Source organism: Desulfoscipio sp. XC116, from assembly GCF_039851975.1.
Taxonomy (GTDB): Bacteria; Bacillota; Desulfotomaculia; order Desulfotomaculales; family Desulfallaceae; genus Sporotomaculum.
Genome location: NZ_CP156660.1, coordinates 3,681,499 through 3,708,013, shown reverse-complemented (window position 1 = coordinate 3,708,013; position 26,515 = coordinate 3,681,499). Strand labels below are relative to the sequence as shown.

Genomic DNA, 26,515 nt, shown 5'->3' with positions numbered 1-26,515 from the left:
CAGTGAGCGTGGTTAAAGTTGTTTAATCCCGCTATGGAGCGTGTAAACTTGATAGGGTGCTGCAGGAGATTGCGAAAGCACTGTATAACTATTAAAGTAATGACTATGTAGTTGTTCCGGTGATTGTTTTATTTTTAAAGGGGAGGGTATGGCTGGTGGATGAAAAATTAACTGCATTTAAGTGTAAGGACTGCGGTATGGTATTCTGGGTGAAAAAATCTGATGAACCCAGGTTTTGTCCTTTTTGTGAAAGCGCTTTGTTGACTGAAGATGATGATTAACTTGAGTGTTTAGAGCACCCGCCAACTTAAGTCGGCGGGATTTTTGTTTGGTTAACTATAATTATAAATTATACAAACAATAGGAAATAACTTCTTGCCATAAGTAGAGTCTAGTGATAATCTATATTCAAGCAAAAGAAGAACCGGTTCCAATGCCTTGCTGATAATGAGCGGCTATAACTAATAATTATTGATAATAAAATATATAAGGGGGATTTATAGATGACGATGCCTAATAAAATTTGTCCGATTTGTCAAGCCCAATTAAACGGTGATAATGTATCCAAAAAGAATTGGCTGGAAGAAAAACCGATAAGATTGGATTACGCAGGCAGGGCCGTGTGCCAGAAGTGTGCCGACTGGATAGAAAATACTGAATGGGACTAGATAATATATACCCCGGCATTGCCGGCGGCGTGCATTAATATAGAAGCAAATATGCCGTATCTTAGATAGATGACGCTGTAACTTACACTGGAAATTAAGTAGACCGCCAACGCCGCCGGTTCGGGGTTATGCAATAAAGCAAACATTACGGAAGTTATTATTATCCAGATCCCAATAAATAAAGCAGCTTGCCCGGGCCTGGCCAATCGGCGCACCAATCCCAGGCCGATAAAACGAAAAAGTATTTCCTCAAGCAGAGGGCCAAGTACTATAATCGATGCAGTGATTATGACAGTGTCCGCGTTAATTACATCCAGGTTCGGCACATGGACTTGACCCGTGCCCGGGGCAACTGCCATACCATATCGCCGGGCTATTATTTCCCTGTACCACATAATAGCCCAACTCAGTAAAAGACCCGCCAGTATAAATACAGGCGTGGTTTTTCTTGTTTTTTTGAAGTCTTCCGCTAATTCGCCCAACCTGCCCAGGCTGATTAATAACAGTACTCCCAGCAGCCCGGTTTGACCGAGCACCAGTTCAAAGGTTTGCCTCTTTACCTGCAAACCCTTAAGCAGCAAGCCCATAACCGCCAGTACTATCAATAACCAGCCTGTAAACTTTACATACTTGATGTCTCGGTCGGCTATTATTTTCATGCAGTGACTCCAAATCCATTCTCTTCTTTTCTCAACAGTAAAAAATTAAAATAACCTCCTGCTAATAATACGAGTATATATTCGATAAGGTTAATGACCCGAAATTCTTTAAAAACCGGCGCTTTATAAAAAATATATCCAAGGTATAAAATAAATAAAAGAAGACTTCCAAGTTTTCTAAGCATGTTCCCAATAAGCATGACTCATGAGCCAACTTTCTAAATTAATTGGGTGCCCGGTACCTTACCCCCCTAACCCCCAAAGAAAAAGTCCAGCACATTTAAGCCGGATTTGGTGCGATACAGCTCGGTATAGCCACATTTTTTGCATGATACAGCTTGGAAATGGTTGTGTTGAATATCAAATAATTTAGATAGACCCGTACCTGTAGTTGCTATTTCACTTATTTCCGCTTCGGTATGCCCGCATTTTATGCAGCCTCTTTGTTTATTTAACTTGTCCATTATCTTAATTCCTTTCTTTTACGGCAGTTCTCAGTCCCTGCCACATGTCATCGGAAATTAATCCCAAACGCCAGAGGGCGATGCCGTCCAGATTATATTTCTTGGCAATCCCAACTTTGGTTGCTATGCTTTGCGGGGTTTCCGAAGGGGCGGAAATGCCGAGCAGCAGTTTTCCCGCCGGAACAACCGCTTTAGCTGCCTCCACGGCTTGTATTACCTGGTTGTCCGGCTCCGGCGTGGAACCGTAATCGTAGGCCATAATGATTATTTTATCGGCCACCTGTCCTAAAGCTTGGTAGTCATAACCCCGGTAGGCGCTGTTCGGAGCATGTAGGGTAACGGTCAGTGTCTTGCCCGCGGCCTGCAGTTGCTTGTATAGTAAGCCGACAAAACTTGTAAAACTATTTTGTACGGCTTGCAATTGTGTTCCGGTGTCCCGGTAGCCCAGCCCCTCAAAATCAAGGTTTACTCCTCTGTACGAATTAACTTCCTCTAAAATATCCGCAGCGGCCTGCTGCATGGCAGCTTCGTTAGCTAATAGGTTAGTAATGGTACCGTCCTGATCGGTTACATGAATGACCATTTCGGTGGGCAGGTTACATGACCGGGTGGTGTTAAGCACATTCTCCCACCCGTCCGGCCGCTGCCAGCCTGTCCTGCTCTGTGTAAGCAGGTTGCCCTGCCCGTCCAGGCTGTACCAGCCCAGGGCCAGCTCGGAGACCAGGCCTGTGTTTCCGGCTGCTGTTTCGGGGTAAGGCACGCCGAACAGATCGGTCCAACTGCTGGTCTGCTCATCGCCCAGGGCGTAGAATCCCACTACAGTCATCTGCTGCGCGGGAGAAGTGATGTGCACAGTGCTTGCGGCATTATCCCACGTCACCTGACAATCGAAAGCTTCACTGAAGAACCGCAGCGGAATTAGCGTTCTCCCATCCAGGCTTAGCGGCGGTACCTCCAGAGAAATGGGGGTTTGGTTGCGGTAAGCGGTTTTACTGCTTATTTGCAGTTGAACGTTGGTATAGCCATCGGTAGCATGGATTGTTTGCGTGTCACCATCCCAGGTGACTTGTACATTTAACGCTTCCGCGATGGCTCGAAAGGGTACCAGCGTACCGCCATTTTGGACTACCGGCTGTACGTCAAAACTAACCGGCAAACCGTCTGTTAATACTGAAATTGGCCTGTGTTCTCGCGCCGGGGCCGCAGGAGCGAAGCCAATGGCCAAAACAATCATTAATGTTAGTGTTAAAAATAAACGTTTCATAGTTAACCTCCTCAATTTAATTGGTGCCTTGACGCTTCTAAAGTGTACATATTAACGTATAGCAGCGCCGTGAGAGAATCCCCATCTGAAGCACCGATGCTCAGCTTTAGCTGAACGAGCTCACGGTAAATGCTTTCTTAAGTTTAGACGTTGGTTGCTTGGATAAAGTTTCTTTAAATTTGGTTGTTTTATCTATAATCGCATACATCAAATAACTAACCTATGATTTAGTATGCGTAATTATGCGGTTCCGTCGGTCTTATCCCCGTATCAGGGCGGATCGGTTGATGGGTTCTGATCGGAAAGTGCCGATGCCTCAAAAAAAGACAGACCCTCCTGGTTCAGGCGGGTCTATCGACAATACTCGCTGCCATTTTACCTGTCAATCACCGTTTGGTGCGGGGGTTGGTTGTTGTTCATCAGCTTTGGTTCCGTTTTCTTGCTGTGGTTGGTTTTGGGGCTGTTGTTCTTCAGGGGTGATCTCCTTGACTGGAGCGGGCTGTTGGTATTCCTGGGCCGGCTTGGCCTGGTTGACCGGTTCCCTGGTCGTTGGTGCAGGTGTTGGGGCCGGAGCGGCTTGCTGCTTTTCCTCCTCCCGGTCCGCTTTGTCTTCTTCGGCCTCTTTCTTTAGCTCAAAGCCGACTCCGTTGATGGCCTTGTCGGTTTTATCCAGTTTTACGATCACTAATTTGTGATCGTTGCCGTCGCCCCCGGCATTTTCATTATCCGTATAATCCAGCTGTACATCAAGCCAGAGAAAATCCTGTACGGGTACTCTTTGAATTACTTTGCTAACTTTTACGTTTTTCTCATGCTGATCGGTATTTAACAATATGTAGCTGTTGTTATCGTTATATGCCCAGGTTACCATGGGCCTGTTCTCTGTGGCGGAAACTATCTTTTGGATGGACGCGGGCACCTGGTCAATGTCCACCTGGCTGAATCCGATGGTGGATTCCTGGGGAATTAACTTTTGTTGCGGTTCTTGCGGGGCCGGTTTTCGCTGGGCGTTGCAGCCGAAAATGAATAAAGAAGACAAAATTAAAACAAAAACAGTTAGTTTTTTCATCATGCCACCTCCTGATTTTTTTTATATCTTTTGTCAAAAGCCATAGAAGGTATACATGAAATTAAACCAACGACAAAGCTTTTATAAGGGGAATTGTGACAATTAGTTTGGAGAATTATATTCGGTTGGCCCTGTCTCGATTCTATTCAGGTTTTCCAAGCTGCTGAGCTTATCTTTGGGCGCATGGCTTGTCCATTCATGTTAAAATATTGATAACATTAATAATACACGCGGATTAGCATTGCTAATGGTTGTGTTATTTGGCCGGCTGCGGGAACTTAATCCGATGTGGATACGTCTTTTATTATTAATGAAAAGAAAAGAAATGAAAGGAACGGTAGAAATGCGTAAACTATTTGCGATGATGGTTGTGGCAGCGGCTTTGCTGCTGTCATGTAACGCAGCCTTTGCCCAAACGTCAGATTTTAAACTGGGCAACGAGTTATTAATGACCCAATATCACCATTTAATTGACGGTAAAAGGGTGGGGCTGGTTACCAACCAAAGCGGTGTCAACAGCCGGGGTGTCAGTACTATTGATGTGCTGGCCGGCGACTCTTCCATTCAGCTAACGGCATTGTTCGGACCCGAGCATGGTATTGACGGCACGGCTAAAGCCGGTGCCTATGTGGAGTCATACACGCATCCGACACTGGGTATACCGGTCTACAGCCTTTACGGGGCTACCAGGATGCCTACCGCCGAGATGCTGAAAAATGTGGATGTGCTGGTATTCGATGTGCAGGATATCGGGGCCAGATCCTACACTTATATGTCAACACTTAATTACTGTATGGCGGCGGCGCAGAAAAATAATAAGACCGTGGTAGTGCTCGACCGTCCCAACCCGCTGGGCGGCCTTACGGTGGACGGGCCGATGATGGAAGACCCTTACATCACTTTTGTGGGTGTGGATAATCTGCCTATGGCTCACGGTATGACGGCCGGGGAGTTGGCCGGATTCTACAACCGTAAAATCGGCGCTGATCTTAAAGTAGTGCCTATGGAGGGCTATACCCGGTCCATGATCTATCAGGATACCGGCTTATCCTGGGTGCAGACTTCGCCAAACATACCTGATTTGGATGCTGTTTTCGGCTATATGTCCACCGGATTGGGAGAAGGAACGGGTATTGGCCAGGCCGATACGTTTAAGTGGATCGGCGGTAAAGGTCTGGACGCTCAAAAATTTGCCGATTTACTAAATAATGCGGGGTTGCCCGGGGTTGTTTTTGTGCCGGAACCAAAGGGTGAAAGAGGCGGCGTTCGGCTTAATATTACTGACTATCACAACTTTAACCCGGCTAAAACAGGTATTTATGCTTTAACCTATGCTCATTCGTTAACTAACTTTACAGTACCCAAGAGCGGTGCAGCCGTGGTTATGTTTGATAAAATTATGGGTACCAATAAAATAGGCCAGTACCTGGAGCAGGGCCTGACACCTCAGCAAATAGAAGCGCAATATGCTGATGCGCTGAACCGGTTTAAAGAGCAGCGAAAGCAATATTTGCTTTATGGCGACGGGACCGGGCAGAATACCGGTGAAAATGCCGGTGGGGATATTGGTAAAAATGCCGGCCTGATAGAACAGCAACCACCTATTAGTGTTATAGTGGAGGGACGGGCTATTGGCTTTGATGCGGCGGCGCCCTTTGTGGATGCCAACAACCGCTTGATGGTTCCGCTCAGGGCTATTGTCGAGGCCCTGGACGCGACAGTGGATTATGACGAGGAGACAAAAGAAATTACCATCGTCAAACAGGGCCGGACAAACATATTTATGCTGAACAGCAACATGGTGCTGGTAAATGGGGAACTTAAGAGCATGGACACCACGCCCGTTGTAAAAAGCGGCAGTACCATGGTGCCGGTGCGCTATGTGGGCGAATATTTCGGCGCCCGGGTTGACTGGGATCCTGATTCCTGTGTTGTTACAGTTGACTAATTAACTGATGCTAATTAACTGATGCTAATTAACTGATGCTAATTAACTGATGCTAATTAACTGCTTGCGTGTGCTAATTGGGGCCCGGTTTGGCCTGTGGCCGAACCGGGCCCCAATTAGTCCAAATAAATAATTGCATATTGTTCAAAATAAGTATAAATTGTACATGATAATCTATTACTTAGGAGGAGGGTTTTTTATGGAACATACTACCAATACGCGTGTTATTTTTGCCGATGCCATGGATGAGGCCAAGGAAAAATACCTGGCGCTGGACTTGGAAACCGAAGATCCCAAGGCTGTACTGGAATGCTATAAGGTTTCCGAGCTTGATGATTTTGACCTAAATGAGGATTTTAATTTTGTGGGTGAAATTTCAGTATCTCCGGAAGTTATGAATACTATTCGGCAGGATCCGGGCAGAGCCTATGTTTTATATTATATAGAAAATATCTAGCTAACTGCAAAAATCAATTATAATGCCATAGCCGAATAAAAAATGCATGTAATATATGCGGTAAAACTGGCCATAATATAAATAGATTAATTTACAGGAGGAAAGTATATTGCAAGGAACAGTAAAATGGTTTAATGACAGTAAAGGCTATGGATTTATTGAAGGTGAAAACGGCAGAGATGTCTTTGTTCATTATTCGGCCATTCAAACCAATGGTTTTAAATCCTTAAGCGAAGGTCAGCGGGTGGAATTTGAAGTTACCGACGGTCCCCGCGGCCAGCAAGCGTCCAATGTGCAAGTGCTTTAATTAAAAGCCGATTAAAACCCCGTGTGACCGGAGTCGCACGGGGTTTAATTATGCTTGTGCAAAAATTTCAGCCAGTCGCCATCGGCAATAACTGTTGCGTTTTGCTTAAGCCAGCGGTCTTTAGCGGGTGGCCATAAATACATATGGGCTTTAACAGTTTCACCTGTTTCAAGGTTGACAACGTCCCTAATTTCCCGTATCAGGTCACTCTGACTTTCAATGCCCGTAAATTTGTGGATTTCATCGATCTCCGGCAGGATAATCAGCAAGTCCGGTGATTCATAAATTACTCCCTTTACTTCTCCTTCGCCTTCTGTTATCACAGGATAGCCGTCCTCCGGCAAATAATACATTATCCCCTTGGCTGTGGCTGGAAAGGTCTTGGGCTTACTTGACTTTAGATAACGATTATAATTAGTCAGGCCCGGAAGCAGAGTGCCAAAAACGAACAATCTATTTAAATACAACAGTGTCCACCACCTTTACATAGGTTTGCAATATTCTTTTCTGTTTAATGGGGGAATTTCCTTTATTATTTCATAAGTTGTTTTGTAAAAACAGGGTATTTATCAAATTGCGGGGGGTGTCGCAAAACTACTTTCTTAAAGTAGTAAACGATATTCCCTTTCCTAAATTCAGCCGATTATTCCGATAATAATTTAGAATCCCCATCTGAAGCCCCGATGTTCAGCTTTAGCTTAAACGAGGTTACTTACTGTTAGTCAGGCCGTCGGGTTTGTCCCCGGGCCGGCTGCCGGTACTGATATTGCCCCGGGCCAGTGATGCGAATATACCTGCAAGGCAAGTGGCGGAAAAAATGATAAAAGCTGTTTTAATGCTTTTAGTCAATAGGTTTACATCAGCCTGGTTAAGTTCCACGTTTCCGACGAACATGGCCATAATTAATGTGGCTATGGCCATGCTCACCGCTTGTCCGGTGAGCCGCATGGTACCCAGGGTAGATGAGGCGATGCCGTAAAATCTTTTTTCCACCGAGCCCATAACAGCGTTGCTGTTGGGGGAGGAGAACAACGCAAAACCGACTCCCAGCAGGGCCAGGTTAACCAGTACAAGCCAGATGGGGGTTTGCCCGGTCAAAAAAACGAAAATAAACAAGCCCAAAGTGGTTAAGGCCATGCCCCAGGAGGAAACCACCCGGGGTTGTACCCGGTCGGAAAGCTTGCCGGCGAAAGGAGACAACACAGCCATGAGCACCGGCTGGGATAACAGAATAAAGCCGGCCTGCTGTGAGTTGTAGCCCAGCACCAGCTGTAGGTACAGGGAAAGCAAAAAGCCTACTGCAAAGGTGGCGCTGTAGTTAATTAGCGCTGCCAGGTTGGAAAAGGTGAAAGTAACATTTCTGCTGAATAATTTGATGTTAAGTACCGGATAGTCGGTTTTCATTTCATGCCTGATGAATATGAGCAATATAATAAGACCGGCCACAAGCAGGTATCCGGACCACGCGGAGGCGGTAATAGTAGATATACCGTACATAAAAGCTATCAAACCGGCGGAATAAAGGACGGCTCCGGTGAAGTCAAAACTTTCTCCTTTGGCGCCGGCCCATTCTCCTTTTAGCCGGGCTATGCTTATTATAATAACGGCCAGGCCGATTAGTGCGTTAAAGTAAAATATGGATGCCCAGCCAAGATTATGGTTTAAGACACCGCCCAGTACGGGGCCGAGGGACAGACCCGTGTAAACCGTAGCCACATTGATACCAAGTATTTTACCTCTTTCCTGGGGCGGGAACACTGAGGTTAGTATGGCCATGCCGGTGCCGAAAACCATGGCGCTGCCGATACCCTGCAATACTCTAAAAGCAATCAGCATTTCTACAGATGTGGCCAGACCGCAGATTAGTGAAAACACAGTGAAGGAGATTATACCGGCATTGAAAATTTTTTTCCGGCCCACAATATCGGCAAGCCTGCCGAACGGCACCAGAAAGGCCGCTGAGGCCAGTATATAACTGGTTACTACCCAGCTTAGATGCATGGCGCTGGCATTAAAATGCTCACCCATAGAAGGTATGGCTAAATTTATGGCACTGCTCATAAACGGGGTTAAAAACGATGCCATGGTGATTGCAATAAGCGTATGTCTCTTTAAAAGCGTATCCTGGGTCATAAAATCGCCTCCGGTAAAAACTAAATAATTCCGCAAATATTAATCGAATGCCAAGACTCTCACTTCTAGTGGGAGTTCCTATTTCTACTTCAGGTGGGGTAGAATCCCCATCTGAAGCCCGATGTTCAGCTTTGGCTGAACGAGTTTACTAATCTGATATTACTTTATAATTAATCCCCGGCTGTGTAAAGCGGTATATTGTCTTAGATGCCGATAAAATTAATTTCATTTAATACCGCAACGCGGAAGAGCGGTAAACCCGTCTTAAGGTACGATAAGCTATATATTTTTCGCCGGTGTTAATTAGTTGGTTATTTTCGTGCGGGGGTCGGTCTGATCAAATGCCAAGACTTCTGCTTGTATCAGTGGGAGTTCCTATTTTTACTTCAGATGGGGCGGAATTCCCATCTGAAACCCTGATGTTCAGCTTTAGCTGAATGAGTTTACTTTTCCTAAAAAAGCTTTATTATACCGGCGGAACAAGGAATTGATATGCTTGGCAGGCTGGTAAAAATGTATGTATGTAGTGTCCAATACATATTGTTTAAACAATAGCAACTATATGTTGTTATGCAAAAACATACATTACCATTTAACTGGAAATCCGCTTGTGCGAATTATATCGTTGTTTTAAAATATATTAGGACATCATGTTGGTTGACAGAAAGGAGTTTTTGACATTGCGTAAATTTATTGTGTTGGCTATGACATTATTGCTTTCGCTAGCCATGGTTCCCGCGGCATTTGCTTATTCCGGCGGGTATTTTAGTAATGGCGACAGCGGCTGGGTGAGCAATGGTCAACATGGTCATTACTGGTCCGGCGATTTTGACGGTCCGGCGTTGGTCAGGGGTATCCATGATAATAGCCGTTTTAACCCAAATGACTGGGGCTACGGATATTCCCGCGGCGGTAGTTTGTATCGCTACTACGATGCCGGCGGTAAGGCGCATTATTACTATGATTGGGATAATGACGGGGATTGGTATTACTATAAAGATAATAACGGCAAATCCCGCTATGTTTACATTGACCCCGATCGCGACGGTAAATGGTATCGTTATTATGATAGAAGTGGTAATATTCAATATTACTATGATATTAGGTAGACTGATTGGTATGTTGGTTTAATATATGATTTAAACGCATAAGCCTATGTTTTATTAAAATATCTACGATATGCAGTTATAATACACAAGAGGATAGACCATATATAGTCTGCAATTGCTTATAAGAGACTTTGGGCAGTGAAATCAATATATTAATCAACAAACAAAATCAGAACGGGCGGACCTTTATGGTCCGCCCGTCGGCTTATGTCTAATTTAACTGTTTTAAAAGAAATATTCCCGGCAGCATAGACAACCGGGCTTTTTCAGTTAAATAATTCTCTTTAATGGTTTTTGGTCCGAAGCTGCTTCAGGAACGTAATTTTTGCAGGGGATAACAAATTCGGCTACCAGGTCCTCTACGCCGTGGTTATAAAGCTCCAATTCCATAGCGCGGGCTGTTTTTAATAAGGCAAGAACATTAAAGCACTCCGCTCCGTTCTTGTAGTGACAATTTTCACAAGGAGCTGTAATAACTCGCCTTGGCATGAGCTTCACCTTCTTTAAACATATAAATTTAAGTTCAATTAAATTATACCAGCGGTTTTTGTTTAATACAAGTTTTTTGTATACAAAGTGCAAATGTTCTTATTTTCGAAAAATTAATAAGATACCATGCGAATGTGTTAATGTATAAATTAGTACGGGTTTCGAAATCTGAATCCTCCAGATGTCAGGTTAGAATAACAAAGCCGTAAGCTTTGTTTTATTAAAAATAAGTTTTACATTTGATTGATTATGTGATCTCATCTTTGACACTTATGTGGAGACAAAAAGCCTATATCCCTTGGTAATAAAGGGTCATAGGCTTTTTTCATATTCTATAAAAATGAGTAATGTTTTATTTCTTAGTGAAATTAAAAATTCTTTTTAGCTCTTTTGTATTTACGATCTCGTAGTCTGTTCGAAATCCAAAATGGCTATGCAAAGCATCCGTGATATTGGTGCGTTTATACGTAGGAACAACCCCTTCTCCAGGGATCTTGTAGAAATTCATATCCCGTATCGTTGTTAAAATCTCTTTACATGTGAATTCGCCCCCCAGTTTCTTTTCCAGCATTCGATAGAGGATCAACGACAGGAAACAGGTCATAAAGTGAGCCGTAATCCGGTCGTCTCGGCTCAGATAAACAGGTCTGGCTTTAAATTCACTCTTAATGATGCGAAAGCATTCTTCAATCTCCCATCGTCCCTTGTTCACCTTAACGATATCAGAAATAGAATCTTCTAAATTGGTACAAACCGCATAGAAGCCATCATATTGCGCCTCCTCATTGATCACATCTTGATTGATGCTGAGCAACTCTTTTTCAGCAAGCTCACCATCAGGAGTGCAAAAACTCTTTTGAATAAACCTCCGGTAATCATTAGCATTACACTTTTTTAGTTTGGCTGGGTTTTTCTCCATGATTTTACGGGCGCGTTCAATCTGATTGCTGCGTATGATCTCCTGATAATTTTTATATTTTAAAGAAAAGGTCACAATCAACCTTTGTTCAAGATCACCCTCCTTGAGCCAGCGTTCTTTATAGAAAACCATAGATTCCAGCGTTTTTTTCTCCTCTTCTGAGGTCGTGTCGCTTTGAAACCGCTGAATGACTTCCGTTAGATTGTAAGAGGTTTTCGTCTTATCGTGCGAAGACGTTTCACTCTTGTGTTTATTAAGGCTCCAGTCTGCCGGATCGAGCGCCCACTCTTTCAAAAATTGCTTCAACTTCTTGATCGACTGGGTGGTGATAAAAGCTCGCTCTTGGATGTCGTTAAACTTCCGGTTGGCGGTACTGGCAAGACCGGCATCAGTACAGACAACAAATTGAGAGAGTTTAAAATTGGCAAGGATTTTCCGTTCTAAAGGTTTCAGGGTCACCTGCTCATTGGTATTTCCGGGATGAATACAGAAAGCCAAAGGAACACCATCACCATCCATAAACAATCCCATTTCCACAAGGGGATTCGGACGGTTCTCCTTGCCTTTGCCATACTGTTTTAAGCCCTCAGCCTGTTCAATTTCAAAGAAGAAGTTAGTGCAGTCATAGAACAAAACCGCTGTGTTGCGCTTGCAAGCGTTAAGGCTGTTTTTATATACCTGAGCTTGGATGAAATCACTCTCCTTGGCTAAAATCTCCAATGCACGATATACATGCTGCAGCTCAAGGCGCGGTTGCTCAAGAAAGTTCCGCACCAGTTCCTTGGTAGCAAGCTTTGAGCCGGGAAAGAGGATGCGGCCATAAAGGAGCGAGGCAAGAATCGTATTTAAATCAAAGGTGATTTTGTATTTTTTCTGAAGGACAGCACAAATTTTATGTAGACCCAAACTGTGATACAGACTTTGCAAGAACAAATAGCCGCCATTGAATGAAGCCTGGCGATCTTTAGCGATAACTTTTGTAGGGGAAAACTCAACTATAACTTTGCGTTGAGATTCTTTTTCTTGACGATTAAGTTCATCGATATAAGCCTTAGCCCATTCGTAGGGATCACGACCGTTTAATTTTTTACGGAGCTCCTTTTCCGTGCCAAGTTTTTCAACGATTTTAGTGGAGCGCACCCCCTTTTCATAAACGGACTTAATCACATAAAAAGAGGTGGCGTTTTTTGATTTGGATAAAGATAATCGCATACCTTAAAAACCCCCAATCCTTTGTATTGTAACACAATACCAAGCATTACGCAATAGTAAACCAGGAAATTTGACAAAAAAATAAGCCTATTTCAAGGCTTCCAGCGTTTTTTTGACCATGCAACTGTCAAAGACCCGTAACAAAGCCGTAAGCTTTGTTTTATTAAAAATAAGTTTTACATTTGATTGATTATGTGATATCTTAGTATTAATAAAATAATTTTTTAAATAATAACCATGTAGGTTATGCTTCACAGGGAGTGAAGGCATTTTCACATGGTTTTTTTATTGTCACCCGGCTTGATCTTTTTACAGGCCGCGTGAGCAAGTTAACAGTCAGATGAATGATATAAAAAGTATATAACCTGCGAGGTATATATAATGGCTAGTAACAAAATGATTCGCATTGCAGTTGTTGATGGTCAGGGGGGCGGCATTGGCGCGCAAATTGTTGAAAAATTAGCGATGGCCTTGCCTTCCAGTAAAGTTGAAATTATTGCTTTGGGCACCAACGCTCTTGCTGCAAGCCGCATGCTTAAAGGGGGGGCCAATGAAGCCGCCAGTGGTGAAAACGCTATTATTTTCAATGCCCGCCAGGTTGACTTGTTTGCCGGTACAATAGGCATGATTATGCCTTTCGGCTTTAGCGGGGAAATGACTACTGCCGCTGCTGAAGCGGTGGCCCTATCTTCGGCGCCTAAATATATCTTGCATTTAAACCGGGTTGGGGTGGAATTAATAGGAAGCTTATCTGAACCCTTGCCGCATCTTGTGGATATGCTGGTGGACAAAGTCCGCGAGTATTTGGCGCGGTGATTGTCTATAGACATTTCATACATTGTTGGCAGCCGATGAAACTGTTATGCCATGAAGGTATTCACCTGCGGGGAGCGGGAGCATGCTTTCGTGGCTTTAAATTTTTGGCAAAGGCTTTAACCTTGGCAGGGGCCTTTGACCTCCTTAACATATTTCCACCGCTGGATTTGACATGCTTCACCGGTGGAGAACACTCTTTTAACGGACGAATGGGGTTTGGCCTTCCAGCCAGCCTCATTCGCCAAATTTTTTTATTGGGAAGAAATTATGTTTTCGGTGGCGATAGTGGCTTGGTTTATCGTCATCCACTTGTGTCCGCTTATGGCATCGAAAAGTGTGCAAACGCCGGGCGCAAGAGTGTGTCGGATGTTCGGCATACTTACGAAGTTCTTCGCGAGTGCGTTCATGTGTTAATTGGTTTGACTAACGTAACCATAAAATGGTACCATGAAGAAAAAAGCGGCGGATGTGTTATTGATGAATAACTTGCTAAGATTCATAGAGATTTGCAAACAAAACGGTATTATTTTAGCCTATCTATTTGGTTCCCAGGCCCGCAATGGTTACGAGGTTATAAATGGTAAAAAGATAGTAATAAAGGATTCACTTACCGATTTGGATCTGGGTATTATACTGGATGATGAAAATCGGTTAGAAGGTTCTATGTACAAGCTATACTCCACCTTATATAACCAGTTGGATGAATTATTTCTGCCTTTACGTCTGGATTTGGTCTTCTTACAGGAAACCCATTCTGTATTTCAGTTTGAAGCTATTAAAGGGACTTGTCTTTACGCAGTCAGCGAGGACATACAAGAAAAATACGAACACAACATACTAGCCAGAGCAGCTGACTTTCGCTGGGTGTTGGAGCAGTATTACAAGGAAAAATTGGAGGAACTGGGGTAGATATGATAAACAAAACGCTGATTTCGCAAAGATTGGAATTAATAGACTGTTGGCTTAAAAATCTCAAAAAACTGTCCTGTCTTTCTTATGAGGAATTTATCTCAAATAATATAAATTCAGCGGCCGCGGAAAGCTATCTGCGCAGGTCATTAGAAGCTATATTCGATATTGGAAGGCATCTCCTGGCTAAAACCGGTAATATTGAAATGGCCGGAGAATATAAATCTATTGCCAAAGGATTGGCTAGCAATAATTTCGTTAGTTATGATTTGGGTAAAAAGCTAGTTCAAATGGCTGGTTACCGCAGTAGAATGGTTCACTTTTATAGTATGGTTACAGAAAAAGAACTATATGATATATTGCTGGATAACCTTGGTGACATTGAACAATTTTCCATAGAAATTAAGCAGGCCACCTTAAAATAGTTAACCCTTTAGCGTTGAGATCGCGGTGGGGACGCTGTTTCCGTCATCTACCCGCTCACTTTATCAATTGTTCTCCCCATTTTGCTAATTCATCGAGTACGGGTAAAAGCTTTTCTCCAGCCTTTGTCAATGAATACTCAACACGTGGTGGTATTTCATTGAACTGCACCCGTTTAATTAAACCGCTTGCTTCGAGTTCTTTAAGTGAACTTGTCAGCATCATATTGGTTATTCCTACAACACTTTTTCTTAATTCGTTATATCTAAGCGTACCGTTTTGACAAAGCACCCAAATTATCGGTAATTTCCACTTTCCTTCTATTACTTTTATTGCGGATGCAACAGGGCATAAATCATTTTCTATTGAAAAAATTATTTTATCCTTCATATGTACTTTAACCCCTTTAGTTATAAAAAACTTACTTAGTCATAAAAAACTGCATACTTGTATACTTTTTGTTCACACCTATAATCATATTAAAGAAAGAATAAAGAGTAAAGGAGATTTGCACTATGAATACATTAGATGCAATTGCCAAGAGAAAAAGCATCAGAAAATATAAAGCTGAACAGATTAAGGATTCAGCTTTAAAAGAAATTATTACGGCAGGCAAGACTGCTCCCAATGCCGGACCTTTTCAAATTACCGTGATCCAAAACGCAGAACTTCTGGCGAAAATTTCCGAAATAGCATTAACAGCTATGAAAAATTCCGGGAATGATTTTTTAATAAGCAGAGCAGCGTTGCCGGAATATACCCCACTCTATGGCGCACCGACTCTACTTGTCCTTTCAGCGCCACAAGTAAATCCCTACAGCATGGCTAATACATCAAATGCTGCAACTAATATGACAATTGCCGCAACAGATTTAGGACTCGGTTCTTGCTATATGATTACGCCACAGCTTGCTTTCACCGCAGACCCTTCTTTGGCTAAAGAAGCTAATATACCTGAAGGCTTTTCAGTTATATGTGCCGTTGCCGTTGGCTACTCTGATGGTAATGCTTTTAGTACTGAAAGATCTGATGTGGACAACGTCAACTATATTAAATAAAGTAATATAATGAATGCTTTTTCTTTGGGAAAGGGGTGAATAACATCGTAAAGTTTGGAAAATGTGTTACCGCCTTAAAGGTATTGACCGTTGTTTGCTTAACTATTCCATTAGTAATGATATTCAACGGAATAAAGGGCGCCGGTGGTCATATGGCTTTGCAGTTGCGGCCCCCGGCCGCTTGGGCCGGTGAAGCAACGAAGATTGCGGAACAAATGGGGAACGATGCCAAGCTTCAGCAGGCCATAGACCTGGTCACCTCTCTGCGCAAGGATTTTCCCAGCGCGAACGGAACCAGGGAAATGTGGGTAAAAACCGGCGACAAGCTGGGAAATGTAAAATGCGTTCTGGAAACAAAAGGGGTACCGAAGGGTGCGGAACAATACGAGGTGACATTGACTAAAAGGTGGGATGTTACGGTCAACGCAGTGCGGCCGGTCAGCTATTGGAAGTACATAGTAACTAGCGAACGGGCGGAACTGGTGGAGTTTGAGGATAATGACAGTGCGGTTGTGGCCATGAATGCGGCCGGAATGGCGGAACTGTACGCCGAGGCAGCTACACCCGCGGAAAAGGTGCAGCTGATTATTCTGGAAGGCCGCTCGGCCGTGTCACGATTAACGGGCGCCGAAAAGGATGAATTGATCAGCTGGCTGGAGGAGCTGTCTCGGAATGACGATAACGGGGCGGTGAGACAGGCGGTTCTTGGCGTACTTTATTATGCCGGGAATAAGGATGCTTTATCTCGTTTGGTGCGGGATGTAGAGGTAAACGGTGTGGCCTGGGAAGGCAGGATTCCGCATTTCGGTATGGATTGGCAGCTGCTATATGACATTTATCAAAATTACCCCGCCAGTTATTTAGCCCGGGGCATGGCAGCTTACGAAAAAGTGCGGGGCGAACCTTACTTTGCCATAACAAGAGCTGCCGAGGAGGAGGATCCCTATACCTGGATGCCCGGTTACGAGCATGGTGATCAACAGTATGATCCGGGCAGGGAAATTCCCGGTTGGGAAACCTTCTTGGAAGAGTTCTCCGGGCATCCCGCCGCGGACGATGCGGCCTATCGATTGGCCCGCTGCTATGAAATAAAGGGGCGCTGCCAGGATGCTCTCCAAACTCTGCAGAGAACTCTGAATCTTCCCGACGGTGACATACGCTATCACGTGGCCGGGCGCATAACTTACATACTGGATGTGCGCATGACGGGCAGCCAGCTGGCGGAACTGTCCGCCGCGGAACCGGAGCCGGTGATCCGGCAAATGTCCCGGTATACTTTGGCGGTTAAAACCCTTAGAAATGAAGAATACCGTAAGGCGGCCGGCATGCTGGAAGAATTGCTGGCTGATTTGCAATCCGGCGCTGTTTCCGCAACTCTGCCTCCTTTTATATCCACCGGAACCATAGGGGAGGAGGAATACGATTTCATCGGGGCGGTCAAAAAACAGCTGGAACAGGCCGAAAAATTAGCGGGCTTAAAAGAAGCTTGGGCGAAGTCCCAAGATCCCGCGGACCATTATAATCTGGCCGCCGCCATATTTCACGATCAGAGCATTTATTACAATCACCTTTGGGCCGGCCATCGTCAGTATTTTAACTGGCTGGGGTACGTTTTGGATTCTTATTACAGTGATGACGGCAAAGGACCGGCGGAAATGGCCGGGTTTGTCCGGGAAATGATCAATTATTGTCACAGCGCGAATTTATTTAAAGAGGTATACGAAAATCCCGCGGCAACCTCCGAATTAAAGGCCAAGGCTCTGTATTCCCTGGGCTTGAGCCGGCTGGGCATTTACAGTTGGGGCGAGGATGCTTTTGTTGCTTTTGACCGGGAAGAATTAAAAGGAGAGGTTATCGATACCTTCGAAAAGTTTGTGCAGGAGTTTCCATCCAGCACCATGGCTGACGATGCCCTGTTAGCCCTGGCCGATCTCAGCGGCCGGCGGGATTACCTGGACCGGATATTCAGCGACTACCCCCAAGGTGATGCCGTGCCAAAGGCGGAGGCTTTGCTGGAGAAAATGAGTTAGTCATATTATAGGCCTGAATACAAGTCGGTTACTGCGCCCCTTGCAAAACTCGGTCACAATGAAACGAACGAGCAGGATTTTTAATGGCTCCCGAAGAAAAATAGTATATTCTGTCAGACCTTGGGGGTGCTTTCTATAAATGTCGAAAACCATTGATGAATTTCTGGACCAGACACTTCAGGAGGACTTAAAAAACCTGAACAACACCCACCGCAGCATGGTTAACGTGGTTAGACGTGTGAAAACGGCCGGGTAATCAGGGGCAAAGAACTTCTGGCCGGCCTGCCCGGTCGCATTGCAGGCCAAGAAATGGAAATCGAATGGCATACGGAGCCCCGGTCGGCTCTGGAAGCCTGGGAGAATGACGTCGGCTCGGCCGCCTTTGTCCAGATGGATTGGCCCGCGGCGGCCGGTCCGCCGGAAAGTCCCGTCTTGCATGCCCTGCGGCAGTCACAAATGCGGTGGAGGGGAGCTAATGCATAAATCATTTCCTTTGGGGGGTTTGCTTAAGTTTGTCATAATATAACTTTTTATTTAAATTAAACAGGAAGGGGTATGGCAATGAGCGAAGGTTCTCATCCTGCTAAAATGAAATGCCTGGCTTTGGCCTGCAGTCCGCGCAGGGGCGGCAATACCGCCTTGCTGGCGGAGCGGGCGCTGGACGCGTGCCGGGAGGGGGGCCATGAAACAGAACTGTTGCAACTGGCAGAATTCAATTATTCACCTTGCCGGGCCTGCGACGGTTGTTTTGCCACTGGCAAATGCGTGGTGCGGGACGACGCCGGCTTTATTTTCGAGAAGATATTGGCGGCGGACCTTTTTATCATGGCCGCTCCGGTGTTTTCCATGGGCCTCTGTGCTCAGGCCAAGATGTTGGTTGATCGCGCCCAGCAGTTTTGGGCCGCCAGGTATGTGCTGGATATGCCCGTGGGGGAACCGGACCGGGTGCGTCACGGCATGTTTGTTTCCTGTGCCGGGACCGCTTTGTCCGGGGTGTTTGACGGGACCGTTCGCACCGTGCGGTATTTCTTTAAGATGCTGGGCATTGTGCCGGATGCCGTGTTATGTTATAAAGAGGTGGATAAAAAGGGTGAAATCCTGCAGCGCCCGCAGGCCATGGACGAGGTATACCGGCAGGCCGGGGCGCTGGTGTCGGCATAGCTTGTTCTGTTTGCATCTTTATGGATAAAATTAACGTTTATTTAGAGATTAATCTGTACACTATTGCAAAAAACGAGATATGTAAGCAATACTGCCGAATGGAAATCCCCATCTGAAGCCCCGATGTCAGCCGTAATTGACACCTGGTTAAGTAACGCTTATAATGATAGTGTTAAAAGGCTGCAAACATTTTTAAGAAAGGGCAAGGTATTGGCGGACTATGAAATAATTCACTCAAAAAGATATTTGTAAAATGGAGATTTAATAAAGCCGTAACCATGAACGGCTTTGTTCTTACGCATTTTATAAACTGTGAGTGGATAGCGTTTCATAATTGCCGGTAGCTTGCAAATAATATATAACCTGTGTTTACTATTTCGCTGCCAGTACCTTAAACGGTTTTTAACCGTTTGGGCTCTATGTGCACTATAGGTCATATATATTTAGACGCTATCCTCTCCGCATGATCAGGAGGGGTTTTTATTTTATTTTTAGAATGCAATAACATAAAAAAGTATTTTGGAGACCGGTTGATTATTGATATAGAAAGCTTAAGACTTTATTTTGAAGACAGGGTCGGTTTAGTTGGTGTGAATGGAGCCGGTAAAACCACGCTGGTTAATATTTTAAGCCGGAGATTGGAGCCGGATGAAGGATGGGTAAAACTATATGGATCGTATTCCTATGTTTCCCAGCTTGAGCCGCCCAAGAGCAAAAGGATAAGTTCGGAATGGGCCTCCAAGTTTAAAGTTTCGAGTATCTGGCGGGAAAGTATGAGCGGTGGGGAAAAGACCAGATTCAAGCTTGCCGAGTGTTTTAACAGTGACAGCCTGATGATATTTGCGGATGAGCCCACCAGTAATATTGATATGGAAGGCATAGAGCTCATCGAAAACCGGCTGGCGGAGTACCAGGGGGGACTTGTTGTTATATCTCATGATCGCAGCTTTCTTGATAAGTTGTGTAATAAAATCATTGAGGTGGAGAACGGTAAAATAAAAATATATACTGGCAATTACAGCGAATATAGCGATCAGAAAGCCAAAGAAAGCCAAAGAGCTCAATTTGAATATAAGCAATATTTAAATGAAAAGAAGCGGCTTGAGCAAGTTACCGCGGATTTAAAGCAAAAGACGAAGTCGATCAAGAAAACCCCCGCAAGAATGGGCAATTCCGAAGCAAGATTACACAAGATGGGAGCTCAAAAGGCTAAGGCCTCTCTTGCCCGAACAGTAAAAAATACTCGGGCAAGAATAGAGCATCTAGAGGTTAAAGAAAAACCCTTGCAACAAAAGGTTATTAAACTTGATGTGGCGGATTCAAAAAAAATTTATAGCAAAGTCATTATCGAAGGTCGTAATATAAGCAAAAACTTCAACGCTAAGGTCATATTTGAAGACGCCGAGTTTAATATTGATAATGGCGCCAAGGTTGCATTAATCGGCCCTAATGGTTGCGGAAAAAGTACTTTGCTGAAAATGATCATAAATAGGGATGCCGGCATCGAAATTGCCCCGGGGGCGAAGGTCGGCTACTTTAGCCAGGATATGAGCATTGTGGACGAAAACCTGACCATCCTCGAAAATGTGCTGGCAGACAGTATTTATCAGGAAACCTTTGCCAGAATATTTCTTTCCAGGTTATTATTTAAACGGGAGGATGTATTTAAGAAGGTAAGTGCATTAAGCGGAGGAGAGCGCGTAAAAGTTTCTTTTGCCAAAATACTTCTAAAAGACTTCAACTTGCTTATATTGGATGAACCAACAAATTATTTGGACATTTACTCTTTGGATGTCATTGAGGAAGCGCTGCGGAACTATAATAGTACATTATTATTTGCTTCCCATGATCGCAGGTTTATCAGTGCTGTTGCCGACCGCATTATGACCATTGATAATCACCAAATCAAAATATTTAACGGTAATTTTGAGGATTATTTGGCCAAAAGAAATCAAGCGCCGGATAATAGCTTGGAAGATATGAAAAAACAAATTTTTGTTTTGCAAAATCGGCTGTCGGAAATTATAGGGAGATTGTCCATGCCCTCGAAAAAAGATGATCTTCAAGCGCTTGATCGGGAATACCATATGGTGTTGAATGAACTAAAGAGGCTGAAGGCCGGGTGTTAACGAGGATCAGTTGTAAGTCAAAATACCGGTCATAAGTTCGTACCTGAAAGTTCACCCGTTGACTTTTCCCATTTTCTTTTTCAAAAAGAAGTCGCCCCTTACTCAATATCCGGTAAGAAATGGCCGGTGGAGCATGATTTATAATTACCAGATCTACTTCGTCTGTTTTAAGTAATGATGTGCTTAGGGCAAGCAATGCTAATTTTTTTTCAAAATACCGGTTGGGGGGAAAGTCACCGTCAAGAAGAACCGCCAAGTCAATATCGCTGACGGGAGTTTGTTTTCCCTCCGCGTATGATCCAAAAAGATAAATGGCTACAATATCCCTGTCAATGCTCAATTTTTCAATCAACAGCGGAATATATTCCATTACGTTATGTTCTATCTTTTTAAAACGATACAATCTTTTTCTTGAATATGAATACCTTTCGCGGCGGTCTGTTTCAGTTTTAATTTAGAAACTTTAAAATATCATCAGGAGACTGCAAATCGAAAATTCCCTCCCCAATCGCATCCAGAACCGCATCGTCGGCATTCATGACCAGTGCCTGTAAATCCTTCGGCAGGCTGCCGAACCGTTTGGAAATTTGCTTAATTAACAATTCAGCCTTTCCTTCAGCCTTTCCTTCAATTCTCCCTTTCCCTATACCTTTTTCCATGCCGATTTCCATACCCTTCTCCATGCCCTTCAACTCGGCATATTTGATTCTGGAGATAGCGTCCAGTCTGGCCTTTTCCAGTGCATAGGCTTTTTGCCGCAATCTCTCATCGGCGCTTATCTCTGCCAACATATCCATGGCCATAGCTAATTCCTCCTTTTCTTCCGCCAGTTTTTGGAGCAATTCTTTGCCATCGGGCTTACCGGCATTTTTCATAAAGGTCAACCAATATTCCACCGCGTCCATTTCCCCCGGGGGTGTCTGGTCAATGAATTTTTTCAGTTCAAAGTAATGTATCTCCAAATCCTCCACCAATAAAAAACCGGCATCTTTCTCTAAAATCCTGTATTGGGTGTGGTATCTGTCGGTTTCATGGATGATATCAAAGTCCAGGATGTTGATTACGATGGATTTTTTCAACGTGGTGTACGTTTCGGATTCGGCGATGGTTTCCGAATACATCCTGGCCCAGTAGTATAAACTCCTTTTGCGGAAATTGTCCACGTCGTTGACTTGAACCTCAATGTTAATCCTCTCTTTGGCGTGGGTCATCACTTTTATATCTAAGATAGAACTTTTATCGCCCGGATATTCTTTGTAGTTAAAAGGGTTCAGGTGGCTTATTGAGGTAATTTTATTGTCGCCGTGTAAACCTAGCAATGAATTGAGCAGATCAATGAGAATAATCCTGCTCCTTGGTTCTTCCCGCGCAAAAAGCGCTTTAAATACCAGATCGATTAAGGGGCTTAAAAGGTCTTTCGGTTGTTCCGCGGTCATAGTTGCCAACCACCGGCTCTCTATTTGTTTCTTGTTCATATTATATCCATTGCCGCGGTTTTTTGAAAGAAGCGCCGAGGTATTTGGCTGCTTAAAGTTGCGCCAAAAGGGCTGTTTTACAATGCTGGGGTATGGCCGGATACCGACCAAGAGGAATTTCTTCTTCCACTTGGCGTCACAAAATACAGGCTGGCAAAGGATATCGGTGTTCCGGCGCAGCGCGTTGGGGAGATTGTATCAGGACGCCGTTCCATAACCGTCGATACGGATCTGCGTCTGTGTAAATACTTCGGTCTTACATCGGGTACTGGCTGCGTGCCCAGAATAAATGCGACACGGCATTGACACAGTCTAAGATCCAGAGACAGTTGGATAATATCGTTCCGCTGAAACGTAATCCGGCGCTATAAGGGCGTTGCTAGAATATCCCCCCTGTTCGTAACCCGGATGAGCGGCCCGGCCAACGTCCTGTCACCCCTGCGGACTTTGCACACGCCGCAGGGTCACAAAAAAAAGTATTCAGTTTTATGTGACTATTCTACCATTTAATTAGAAAAAAAGAAACCATTAATTAAATTATTTTCCACTTGTTTTTTAAACGTTTATTGCCAACTGAAAAAATTGAGCTTGCCCGCGGGCTGGATGAAGATGATGCGATCAAGTTTTTACATGAACAAGTAGATCAGATTAGTAGGGATTAAATGTGTTTAATCTTGAGCTTAGAAAAGAGTACAAGGCATTTGTACGCCAATCTTGAGGACGAGGAAACAAAGCTGTGGCATTTAAGCGCAAACGCTTTATATGAGATGTTCAAAGAAGAACAAAAAACAGGGTCTATTACCTACCCGGAGGAGGCTTAATATGAGCGCAGAGGGAAAATTTTTAGTTTTTTGCATTGAGATGTACAAAGCGGCAAAAAACTTGACCGGAAAAGAGGCGATAAGTCTTTTCAAACGATACGGCGTTTCCGATTATGTGCTTTCCTGCTACGAGGCATTGCATACTACCGGGACGAATTACATCGTTGAGGATATTGATTTGTTTTTGGAAGCCCGTCAGTATGGTTGAGAAGGAATAAACGCAAAGGAGACATTACCCCTCTGATAATGATCTCCTTTGTCGCTTTTCCGTATCATACTCAAAGGTTTTCCTGCTGTATTCCATGAACTTGCAAATGGCTCCGATTGCGCGATGCCAGGTGGAACGCTCATGAGTTACTTGCTTGCTACGTTCGCAGCTCGTACTCCATATAAGATTTTTCCATAGATTTAAGACGCTCGTAATGATCTTCCAACACCCCAATAATCATCAGTTTTTTTCAACTCCTTTAACCAGCATATCATAATAATAGAAATATGGTCATTGAGTCCGTGAAGCTTTTGTGGCGCTGGATTGGTTGGCCCGGAGCGGCGGCGAAGCTTGGCCGCTGGTATTTAAAACGCCGCCGTTTTTACTTCCAGGATGCGGGAATGGGAATTGGTGAGGGTCAGCACCAGCAGCAGCTTTTCCTCCGCCGGAACAGTCTGCCAGATATTCATCACCGGATAGTCCCGCAAAACGGTGGTCCAATCAAGTTTGCCGGTTATGTTGCCCCCGGCGTCAATAGCCAGCAAGCGGCGGGTCCCCGGATCGGCAACCAGAGTATTGCCGTTGGCCAGACGGCAAGCGCCGGAAGGCGCCGCCAAAAATTCCGGCTCAGTTTCCGATTCCGTCTCGGCCTGCTGGCGTCCGAACTGCCAGACCACCTGCTTGCTGCTGTTTATTTCCAAAATACGCCCCCCGGCCAGCCCCCGGTCCACCACCAGTATGTTGCCGTTATCCAGCCCGGCGGCCAGCACCGGCTGCTCCAGATAACCCGCGCTGTCAGGAGACAGCGGTTTGCCGGCGCCGTATGACCAGACCGCCCGGTTCTGCCGATCCAGTTCCACGATCATGAAGGGCAGGGTCACCAGCACGTTGCCGTTAGCTAGCTTTTCGGCGTAACGGGGCGCTTCGGCCAGAGAGTTGAAACGGTGCTCCCATACCACTTGGCCGGCGGGGGAAACTTCCAGCACCCGCGGCGCATACGGCGGTCCCGGCGCCCCGGAGTCGGCCACCAGCGTGTTACCGTCCGGCAGCCGTTTTGCGCTCACCGGCTGCACACCGTCCAGGGACCAGACCACCCGGCCCGAGGGATCGATTTCCTGTACGGAAGGATCCTGAAAGCCCACCCGGCTGACCAGGTAATTTCCATCTGCCAAAGGATCGACAAATAACGGATGGTTGGCGGTATTGGTGTCAATATATTCTCGATTAATTAATCCGGCGGAGATAAAAGAGCTTTCCTGCTCCGCGGGTGCGATTTGCTCCGCCGCGGCGGAAAGGCCCGGCGTGCCCCCCAACAGAGCCAGACTGAGCAGAGCCGGTATAAATAATTTGCTTTTTCTTTTTTTAATTAAGTTTGAGATATATATTTTGTTGATTAACATAGAAATTCTTCTCCCACAAAATTTATATTTAGAAGCGGCAAAAATTAAAAATGATTTGCATTTTTCCCCGCGGTACTGTGGATTCTAATGGCCTTGGGGTTGCTCTGCCACTCCACCCGGTCGCCCAGAGATTCGCCGATGAACCGCAGGGGCACCATGGTGCGTCCGTTCACCATTCGCGGCACGGCGTCCAGGAGCACGGCCGCACCGTCTACCCGGGCTTCCTTTTGGCCGATGGTAAGGCTAACCGAACGTTCGCCCCGCGCCGCGTCCACAGTTTGGGTTTCCTGATCCCAGGTTACCGCGGCGCCCAAAAGTTCAAACAAGCCCCGCAGGGGGACGTAAGTACGCCCTTGTTCCAGGTAAGGGGGAGCATCAAAATAGACTCTCCGCCCGTCCAGGTAGGCGGGCACCTGATAGAGCACCACCAGCGCGTTGGCCACTTTTCTTTCGCTGCTGTCGGAGGGCTTGCTCACCAATTCGCCACCCGCCCACATGACGCTGGAACCTCCGCCATCCAAACCGGCCGCCCGCACCGAGCCCAATCGGACCATCAGCCAGGCCAACTCGTCCAGCGTCAGCCCCGCGCTGGCGTTAGTGCCGGCGCTGCCGTCCCGGTTAGCGTTTTCCGGGCCGGAACCGCTGCCGCCTTTGTCCCCGGTACCGGACAGTTTTTCCACCACCACCAGCAGAACATTACCATCGGCTTTAACCCCCACGGCGGTCCGGGCGTTGGGCGTCAGCACTCCGCCCCGAAAACCCTCGCTGACGGCCTGGAAGACGGGTATCCCGTCTTGTACCAAAAGCGGCCCGCCGGTTACCAAATGCTCGATACCCTCCAGGCCGGAGCCGAAGCCGGATTGCATTGGAACGTTATCGGCCCCGGGCATAAAATAGCCAAATTTAAAATTTCCTCCGCCGGTCCAGCCAACGGAAGTGCGGAGCACATCCTGGTGATATTGCACCTGGCCGTCCACCACCAACCCCCCGATGGGGTTGCCGCTGGCGCCGTCAAAAAACCCCCCGTTCACCGCTGCCACGGCGCCGTGCCGGGCGGCCAGGCCGCTTACCGTTTCCCTGCCTCCCAGTGCGTCATGCCCCAGCGCCGGCCTGATTTCCAGCAGCTCTTCCCCGGGCTTGATTTCCGTAACGTGGCCCGTCACCGGCTGCCCGGACCAATTATGAGTTGAAAAGGAATAGTGGACCACCCCGGGTGCCAGTTGTTTTTTTACACCATAATGGACGCTTCCCTCCCCGGTGACGCCCGCGGCAATACCCGCGGGCCAACCCGCACCCACCAAAGCAAATACCGAGGTGCAGACAATTATTCGCTTGAACCAATTGCTCATCTTTCGCGCAGCCTCCCACATGTTTGTCCGCCGACAGC

At 45.6% G+C, this 26,515-nt stretch carries 28 protein-coding genes; 16 read left to right on the top strand and 12 right to left on the bottom strand.

Features of this window, described 5'->3' with window-relative positions; all coding sequences use genetic code 11:
* Window positions 1–155: 155 nt before the first annotated feature.
* Both ABDB91_RS17505 and ABDB91_RS17500 read left to right on the top strand, forming a co-directional pair.
* Entirely contained in the window at window positions 156–281 is a 126-nt protein-coding gene (locus ABDB91_RS17505) for a hypothetical protein (RefSeq protein ID WP_347488961.1), read from the top strand.
* 222 nt (window positions 282–503) lie between these two features.
* Window positions 504–668, top strand: a complete 165-nt coding sequence (locus ABDB91_RS17500; RefSeq protein WP_347488960.1) for a hypothetical protein — start codon at window positions 504–506, stop codon at window positions 666–668.
* Here ABDB91_RS17500 and ABDB91_RS17495 read toward each other — a convergent pair.
* The 4 genes from ABDB91_RS17495 to ABDB91_RS17480 all read right to left on the bottom strand — a co-directional run bounded on the left by ABDB91_RS17495 (window position 665) and on the right by ABDB91_RS17480 (window position 4,127).
* Window positions 665–1,327 carry a CPBP family glutamic-type intramembrane protease gene (locus tag ABDB91_RS17495; protein WP_347488959.1) on the bottom strand — a complete coding sequence of 221 codons (663 nt, stop codon included), beginning with the start codon at window positions 1,325–1,327 and terminating at the stop codon, window positions 665–667. The two genes, ABDB91_RS17500 and ABDB91_RS17495, sit on opposite strands and share 4 nt — an antisense overlap.
* A 251-nt stretch (window positions 1,328–1,578) precedes the next feature.
* Window positions 1,579–1,791 (bottom strand): zinc ribbon domain-containing protein, encoded by a 213-nt coding sequence (locus ABDB91_RS17490; RefSeq protein ID WP_347488958.1) that lies wholly within the window; start codon window positions 1,789–1,791, stop codon window positions 1,579–1,581.
* A 4-nt stretch (window positions 1,792–1,795) separates the two neighbouring features.
* Window positions 1,796–3,055, bottom strand: a complete 1,260-nt coding sequence (locus ABDB91_RS17485; protein ID WP_347488956.1) for a stalk domain-containing protein — start codon at window positions 3,053–3,055, stop codon at window positions 1,796–1,798.
* 382 nt (window positions 3,056–3,437) lie between these two features.
* Complete coding sequence (locus ABDB91_RS17480; protein WP_347488955.1) at window positions 3,438–4,127, bottom strand: hypothetical protein; 690 nt, start codon at window positions 4,125–4,127, stop codon at window positions 3,438–3,440.
* Window positions 4,128–4,371: 244 nt separating this feature from the next.
* Here ABDB91_RS17480 and ABDB91_RS17475 point away from each other — a divergent pair, with 244 nt between their 5' ends.
* The 3 genes from ABDB91_RS17475 to ABDB91_RS17465 all read left to right on the top strand — a co-directional run bounded on the left by ABDB91_RS17475 (window position 4,372) and on the right by ABDB91_RS17465 (window position 6,836).
* The gene (locus tag ABDB91_RS17475; protein ID WP_347488954.1) at window positions 4,372–6,072 is read left to right on the top strand and encodes an exo-beta-N-acetylmuramidase NamZ domain-containing protein; all 1,701 of its coding nucleotides are present in this window, start codon (window positions 4,372–4,374) and stop codon (window positions 6,070–6,072) included.
* Window positions 6,073–6,271: 199 nt separating this feature from the next.
* Window positions 6,272–6,529, top strand: a complete 258-nt coding sequence (locus tag ABDB91_RS17470; RefSeq protein ID WP_347488952.1) for a hypothetical protein — start codon at window positions 6,272–6,274, stop codon at window positions 6,527–6,529.
* A 106-nt stretch (window positions 6,530–6,635) separates the two neighbouring features.
* Window positions 6,636–6,836 (top strand): cold-shock protein, encoded by a 201-nt coding sequence (locus tag ABDB91_RS17465; protein ID WP_347491652.1) that lies wholly within the window; start codon window positions 6,636–6,638, stop codon window positions 6,834–6,836.
* Between the two features lie 44 nt (window positions 6,837–6,880).
* Here ABDB91_RS17465 and ABDB91_RS17460 read toward each other — a convergent pair whose 3' ends face one another.
* Both ABDB91_RS17460 and ABDB91_RS17455 read right to left on the bottom strand, forming a co-directional pair.
* On the bottom strand, window positions 6,881–7,303 hold the full coding sequence (locus ABDB91_RS17460) for a gamma-glutamylcyclotransferase family protein (protein WP_347488951.1): 423 nt from the start codon (window positions 7,301–7,303) through the stop codon (window positions 6,881–6,883).
* A 241-nt stretch (window positions 7,304–7,544) separates the two neighbouring features.
* Entirely contained in the window at window positions 7,545–8,969 is a 1,425-nt protein-coding gene (locus tag ABDB91_RS17455; protein WP_347488950.1) for an MFS transporter, read from the bottom strand.
* 680 nt (window positions 8,970–9,649) lie between these two features.
* Between ABDB91_RS17455 and ABDB91_RS17450 the strand changes: the two genes are divergently transcribed.
* Window positions 9,650–10,078: a hypothetical protein gene (locus ABDB91_RS17450; protein WP_347488949.1), complete on the top strand. Its 429-nt coding sequence runs from the start codon at window positions 9,650–9,652 to the stop codon at window positions 10,076–10,078.
* Between the two features lie 270 nt (window positions 10,079–10,348).
* On the opposite strand, the gene ABDB91_RS17445 is transcribed toward ABDB91_RS17450, so the two are convergent.
* Complete coding sequence (locus tag ABDB91_RS17445; protein WP_347488948.1) at window positions 10,349–10,567, bottom strand: hypothetical protein; 219 nt, start codon at window positions 10,565–10,567, stop codon at window positions 10,349–10,351.
* Window positions 10,568–10,919: 352 nt separating this feature from the next.
* The gene (locus tag ABDB91_RS17440; RefSeq protein WP_347488947.1) at window positions 10,920–12,698 is read right to left on the bottom strand and encodes an IS1634 family transposase; all 1,779 of its coding nucleotides are present in this window, start codon (window positions 12,696–12,698) and stop codon (window positions 10,920–10,922) included.
* Between the two features lie 381 nt (window positions 12,699–13,079).
* Between ABDB91_RS17440 and ABDB91_RS17435 the strand changes: the two genes are divergently transcribed.
* The 4 genes from ABDB91_RS17435 to ABDB91_RS17420 are packed head-to-tail and all read left to right on the top strand — an operon-like array spanning window position 13,080 to window position 14,848.
* Complete coding sequence (locus ABDB91_RS17435; RefSeq protein WP_347488946.1) at window positions 13,080–13,514, top strand: DUF3842 family protein; 435 nt, start codon at window positions 13,080–13,082, stop codon at window positions 13,512–13,514.
* A 35-nt stretch (window positions 13,515–13,549) separates the two neighbouring features.
* Window positions 13,550–13,999, top strand: a complete 450-nt coding sequence (locus ABDB91_RS17430; protein WP_347488945.1) for a hypothetical protein — start codon at window positions 13,550–13,552, stop codon at window positions 13,997–13,999.
* Window positions 13,992–14,423: a nucleotidyltransferase domain-containing protein gene (locus ABDB91_RS17425; protein WP_347488944.1), complete on the top strand. Its 432-nt coding sequence runs from the start codon at window positions 13,992–13,994 to the stop codon at window positions 14,421–14,423. The genes ABDB91_RS17430 and ABDB91_RS17425 overlap by 8 nt, the downstream gene beginning before the upstream one ends.
* Before the next feature lie 2 nt (window positions 14,424–14,425).
* Window positions 14,426–14,848, top strand: a complete 423-nt coding sequence (locus ABDB91_RS17420) for a DUF86 domain-containing protein (RefSeq protein ID WP_347488943.1) — start codon at window positions 14,426–14,428, stop codon at window positions 14,846–14,848.
* A 55-nt stretch (window positions 14,849–14,903) separates the two neighbouring features.
* Here ABDB91_RS17420 and ABDB91_RS17415 read toward each other — a convergent pair whose 3' ends face one another.
* Window positions 14,904–15,236 carry a helix-turn-helix domain-containing protein gene (locus ABDB91_RS17415; RefSeq protein WP_347488941.1) on the bottom strand — a complete coding sequence of 111 codons (333 nt, stop codon included), beginning with the start codon at window positions 15,234–15,236 and terminating at the stop codon, window positions 14,904–14,906.
* A gap of 125 nt (window positions 15,237–15,361) precedes the next feature.
* Between ABDB91_RS17415 and ABDB91_RS17410 the strand changes: the two genes are divergently transcribed.
* From ABDB91_RS17410 to abc-f, 5 genes are all read left to right on the top strand, one after another.
* Window positions 15,362–15,904, top strand: coding sequence for a nitroreductase family protein (locus ABDB91_RS17410; RefSeq protein WP_347488940.1), 543 nt, complete (start codon window positions 15,362–15,364; stop codon window positions 15,902–15,904).
* A 152-nt stretch (window positions 15,905–16,056) separates the two neighbouring features.
* Window positions 16,057–17,934 (top strand): hypothetical protein, encoded by a 1,878-nt coding sequence (locus tag ABDB91_RS17405; RefSeq protein ID WP_347488939.1) that lies wholly within the window; start codon window positions 16,057–16,059, stop codon window positions 17,932–17,934.
* 309 nt (window positions 17,935–18,243) lie between these two features.
* A complete protein-coding gene (locus ABDB91_RS17400) occupies window positions 18,244–18,417 on the top strand; it encodes a hypothetical protein (RefSeq protein WP_347488938.1) in 174 nt (57 codons plus the stop codon).
* 78 nt (window positions 18,418–18,495) lie between these two features.
* Window positions 18,496–19,095 (top strand): flavodoxin family protein, encoded by a 600-nt coding sequence (locus ABDB91_RS17395; protein WP_347488937.1) that lies wholly within the window; start codon window positions 18,496–18,498, stop codon window positions 19,093–19,095.
* A 482-nt stretch (window positions 19,096–19,577) separates the two neighbouring features.
* Complete coding sequence (gene abc-f, locus ABDB91_RS17390) at window positions 19,578–21,224, top strand: ribosomal protection-like ABC-F family protein (protein WP_347491651.1); 1,647 nt, start codon at window positions 19,578–19,580, stop codon at window positions 21,222–21,224.
* Window positions 21,225–21,673: 449 nt separating this feature from the next.
* On the opposite strand, the gene ABDB91_RS17385 is transcribed toward abc-f, so the two are convergent.
* A complete protein-coding gene (locus ABDB91_RS17385) occupies window positions 21,674–22,660 on the bottom strand; it encodes an Rpn family recombination-promoting nuclease/putative transposase (RefSeq protein WP_347488936.1) in 987 nt (328 codons plus the stop codon).
* 861 nt (window positions 22,661–23,521) lie between these two features.
* Between ABDB91_RS17385 and ABDB91_RS17380 the strand changes: the two genes are divergently transcribed.
* Window positions 23,522–23,728: a DUF3791 domain-containing protein gene (locus ABDB91_RS17380; protein ID WP_347488935.1), complete on the top strand. Its 207-nt coding sequence runs from the start codon at window positions 23,522–23,524 to the stop codon at window positions 23,726–23,728.
* Window positions 23,729–24,093: 365 nt separating this feature from the next.
* Here the strand turns inward: ABDB91_RS17380 and ABDB91_RS17375 are convergent, their stop codons facing one another.
* Entirely contained in the window at window positions 24,094–25,128 is a 1,035-nt protein-coding gene (locus tag ABDB91_RS17375; protein WP_347488934.1) for a hypothetical protein, read from the bottom strand.
* 44 nt (window positions 25,129–25,172) lie between these two features.
* Window positions 25,173–26,477, bottom strand: a complete 1,305-nt coding sequence (locus ABDB91_RS17370; RefSeq protein WP_347488933.1) for a phosphodiester glycosidase family protein — start codon at window positions 26,475–26,477, stop codon at window positions 25,173–25,175.
* Window positions 26,478–26,515: the final 38 nt, after the last annotated feature.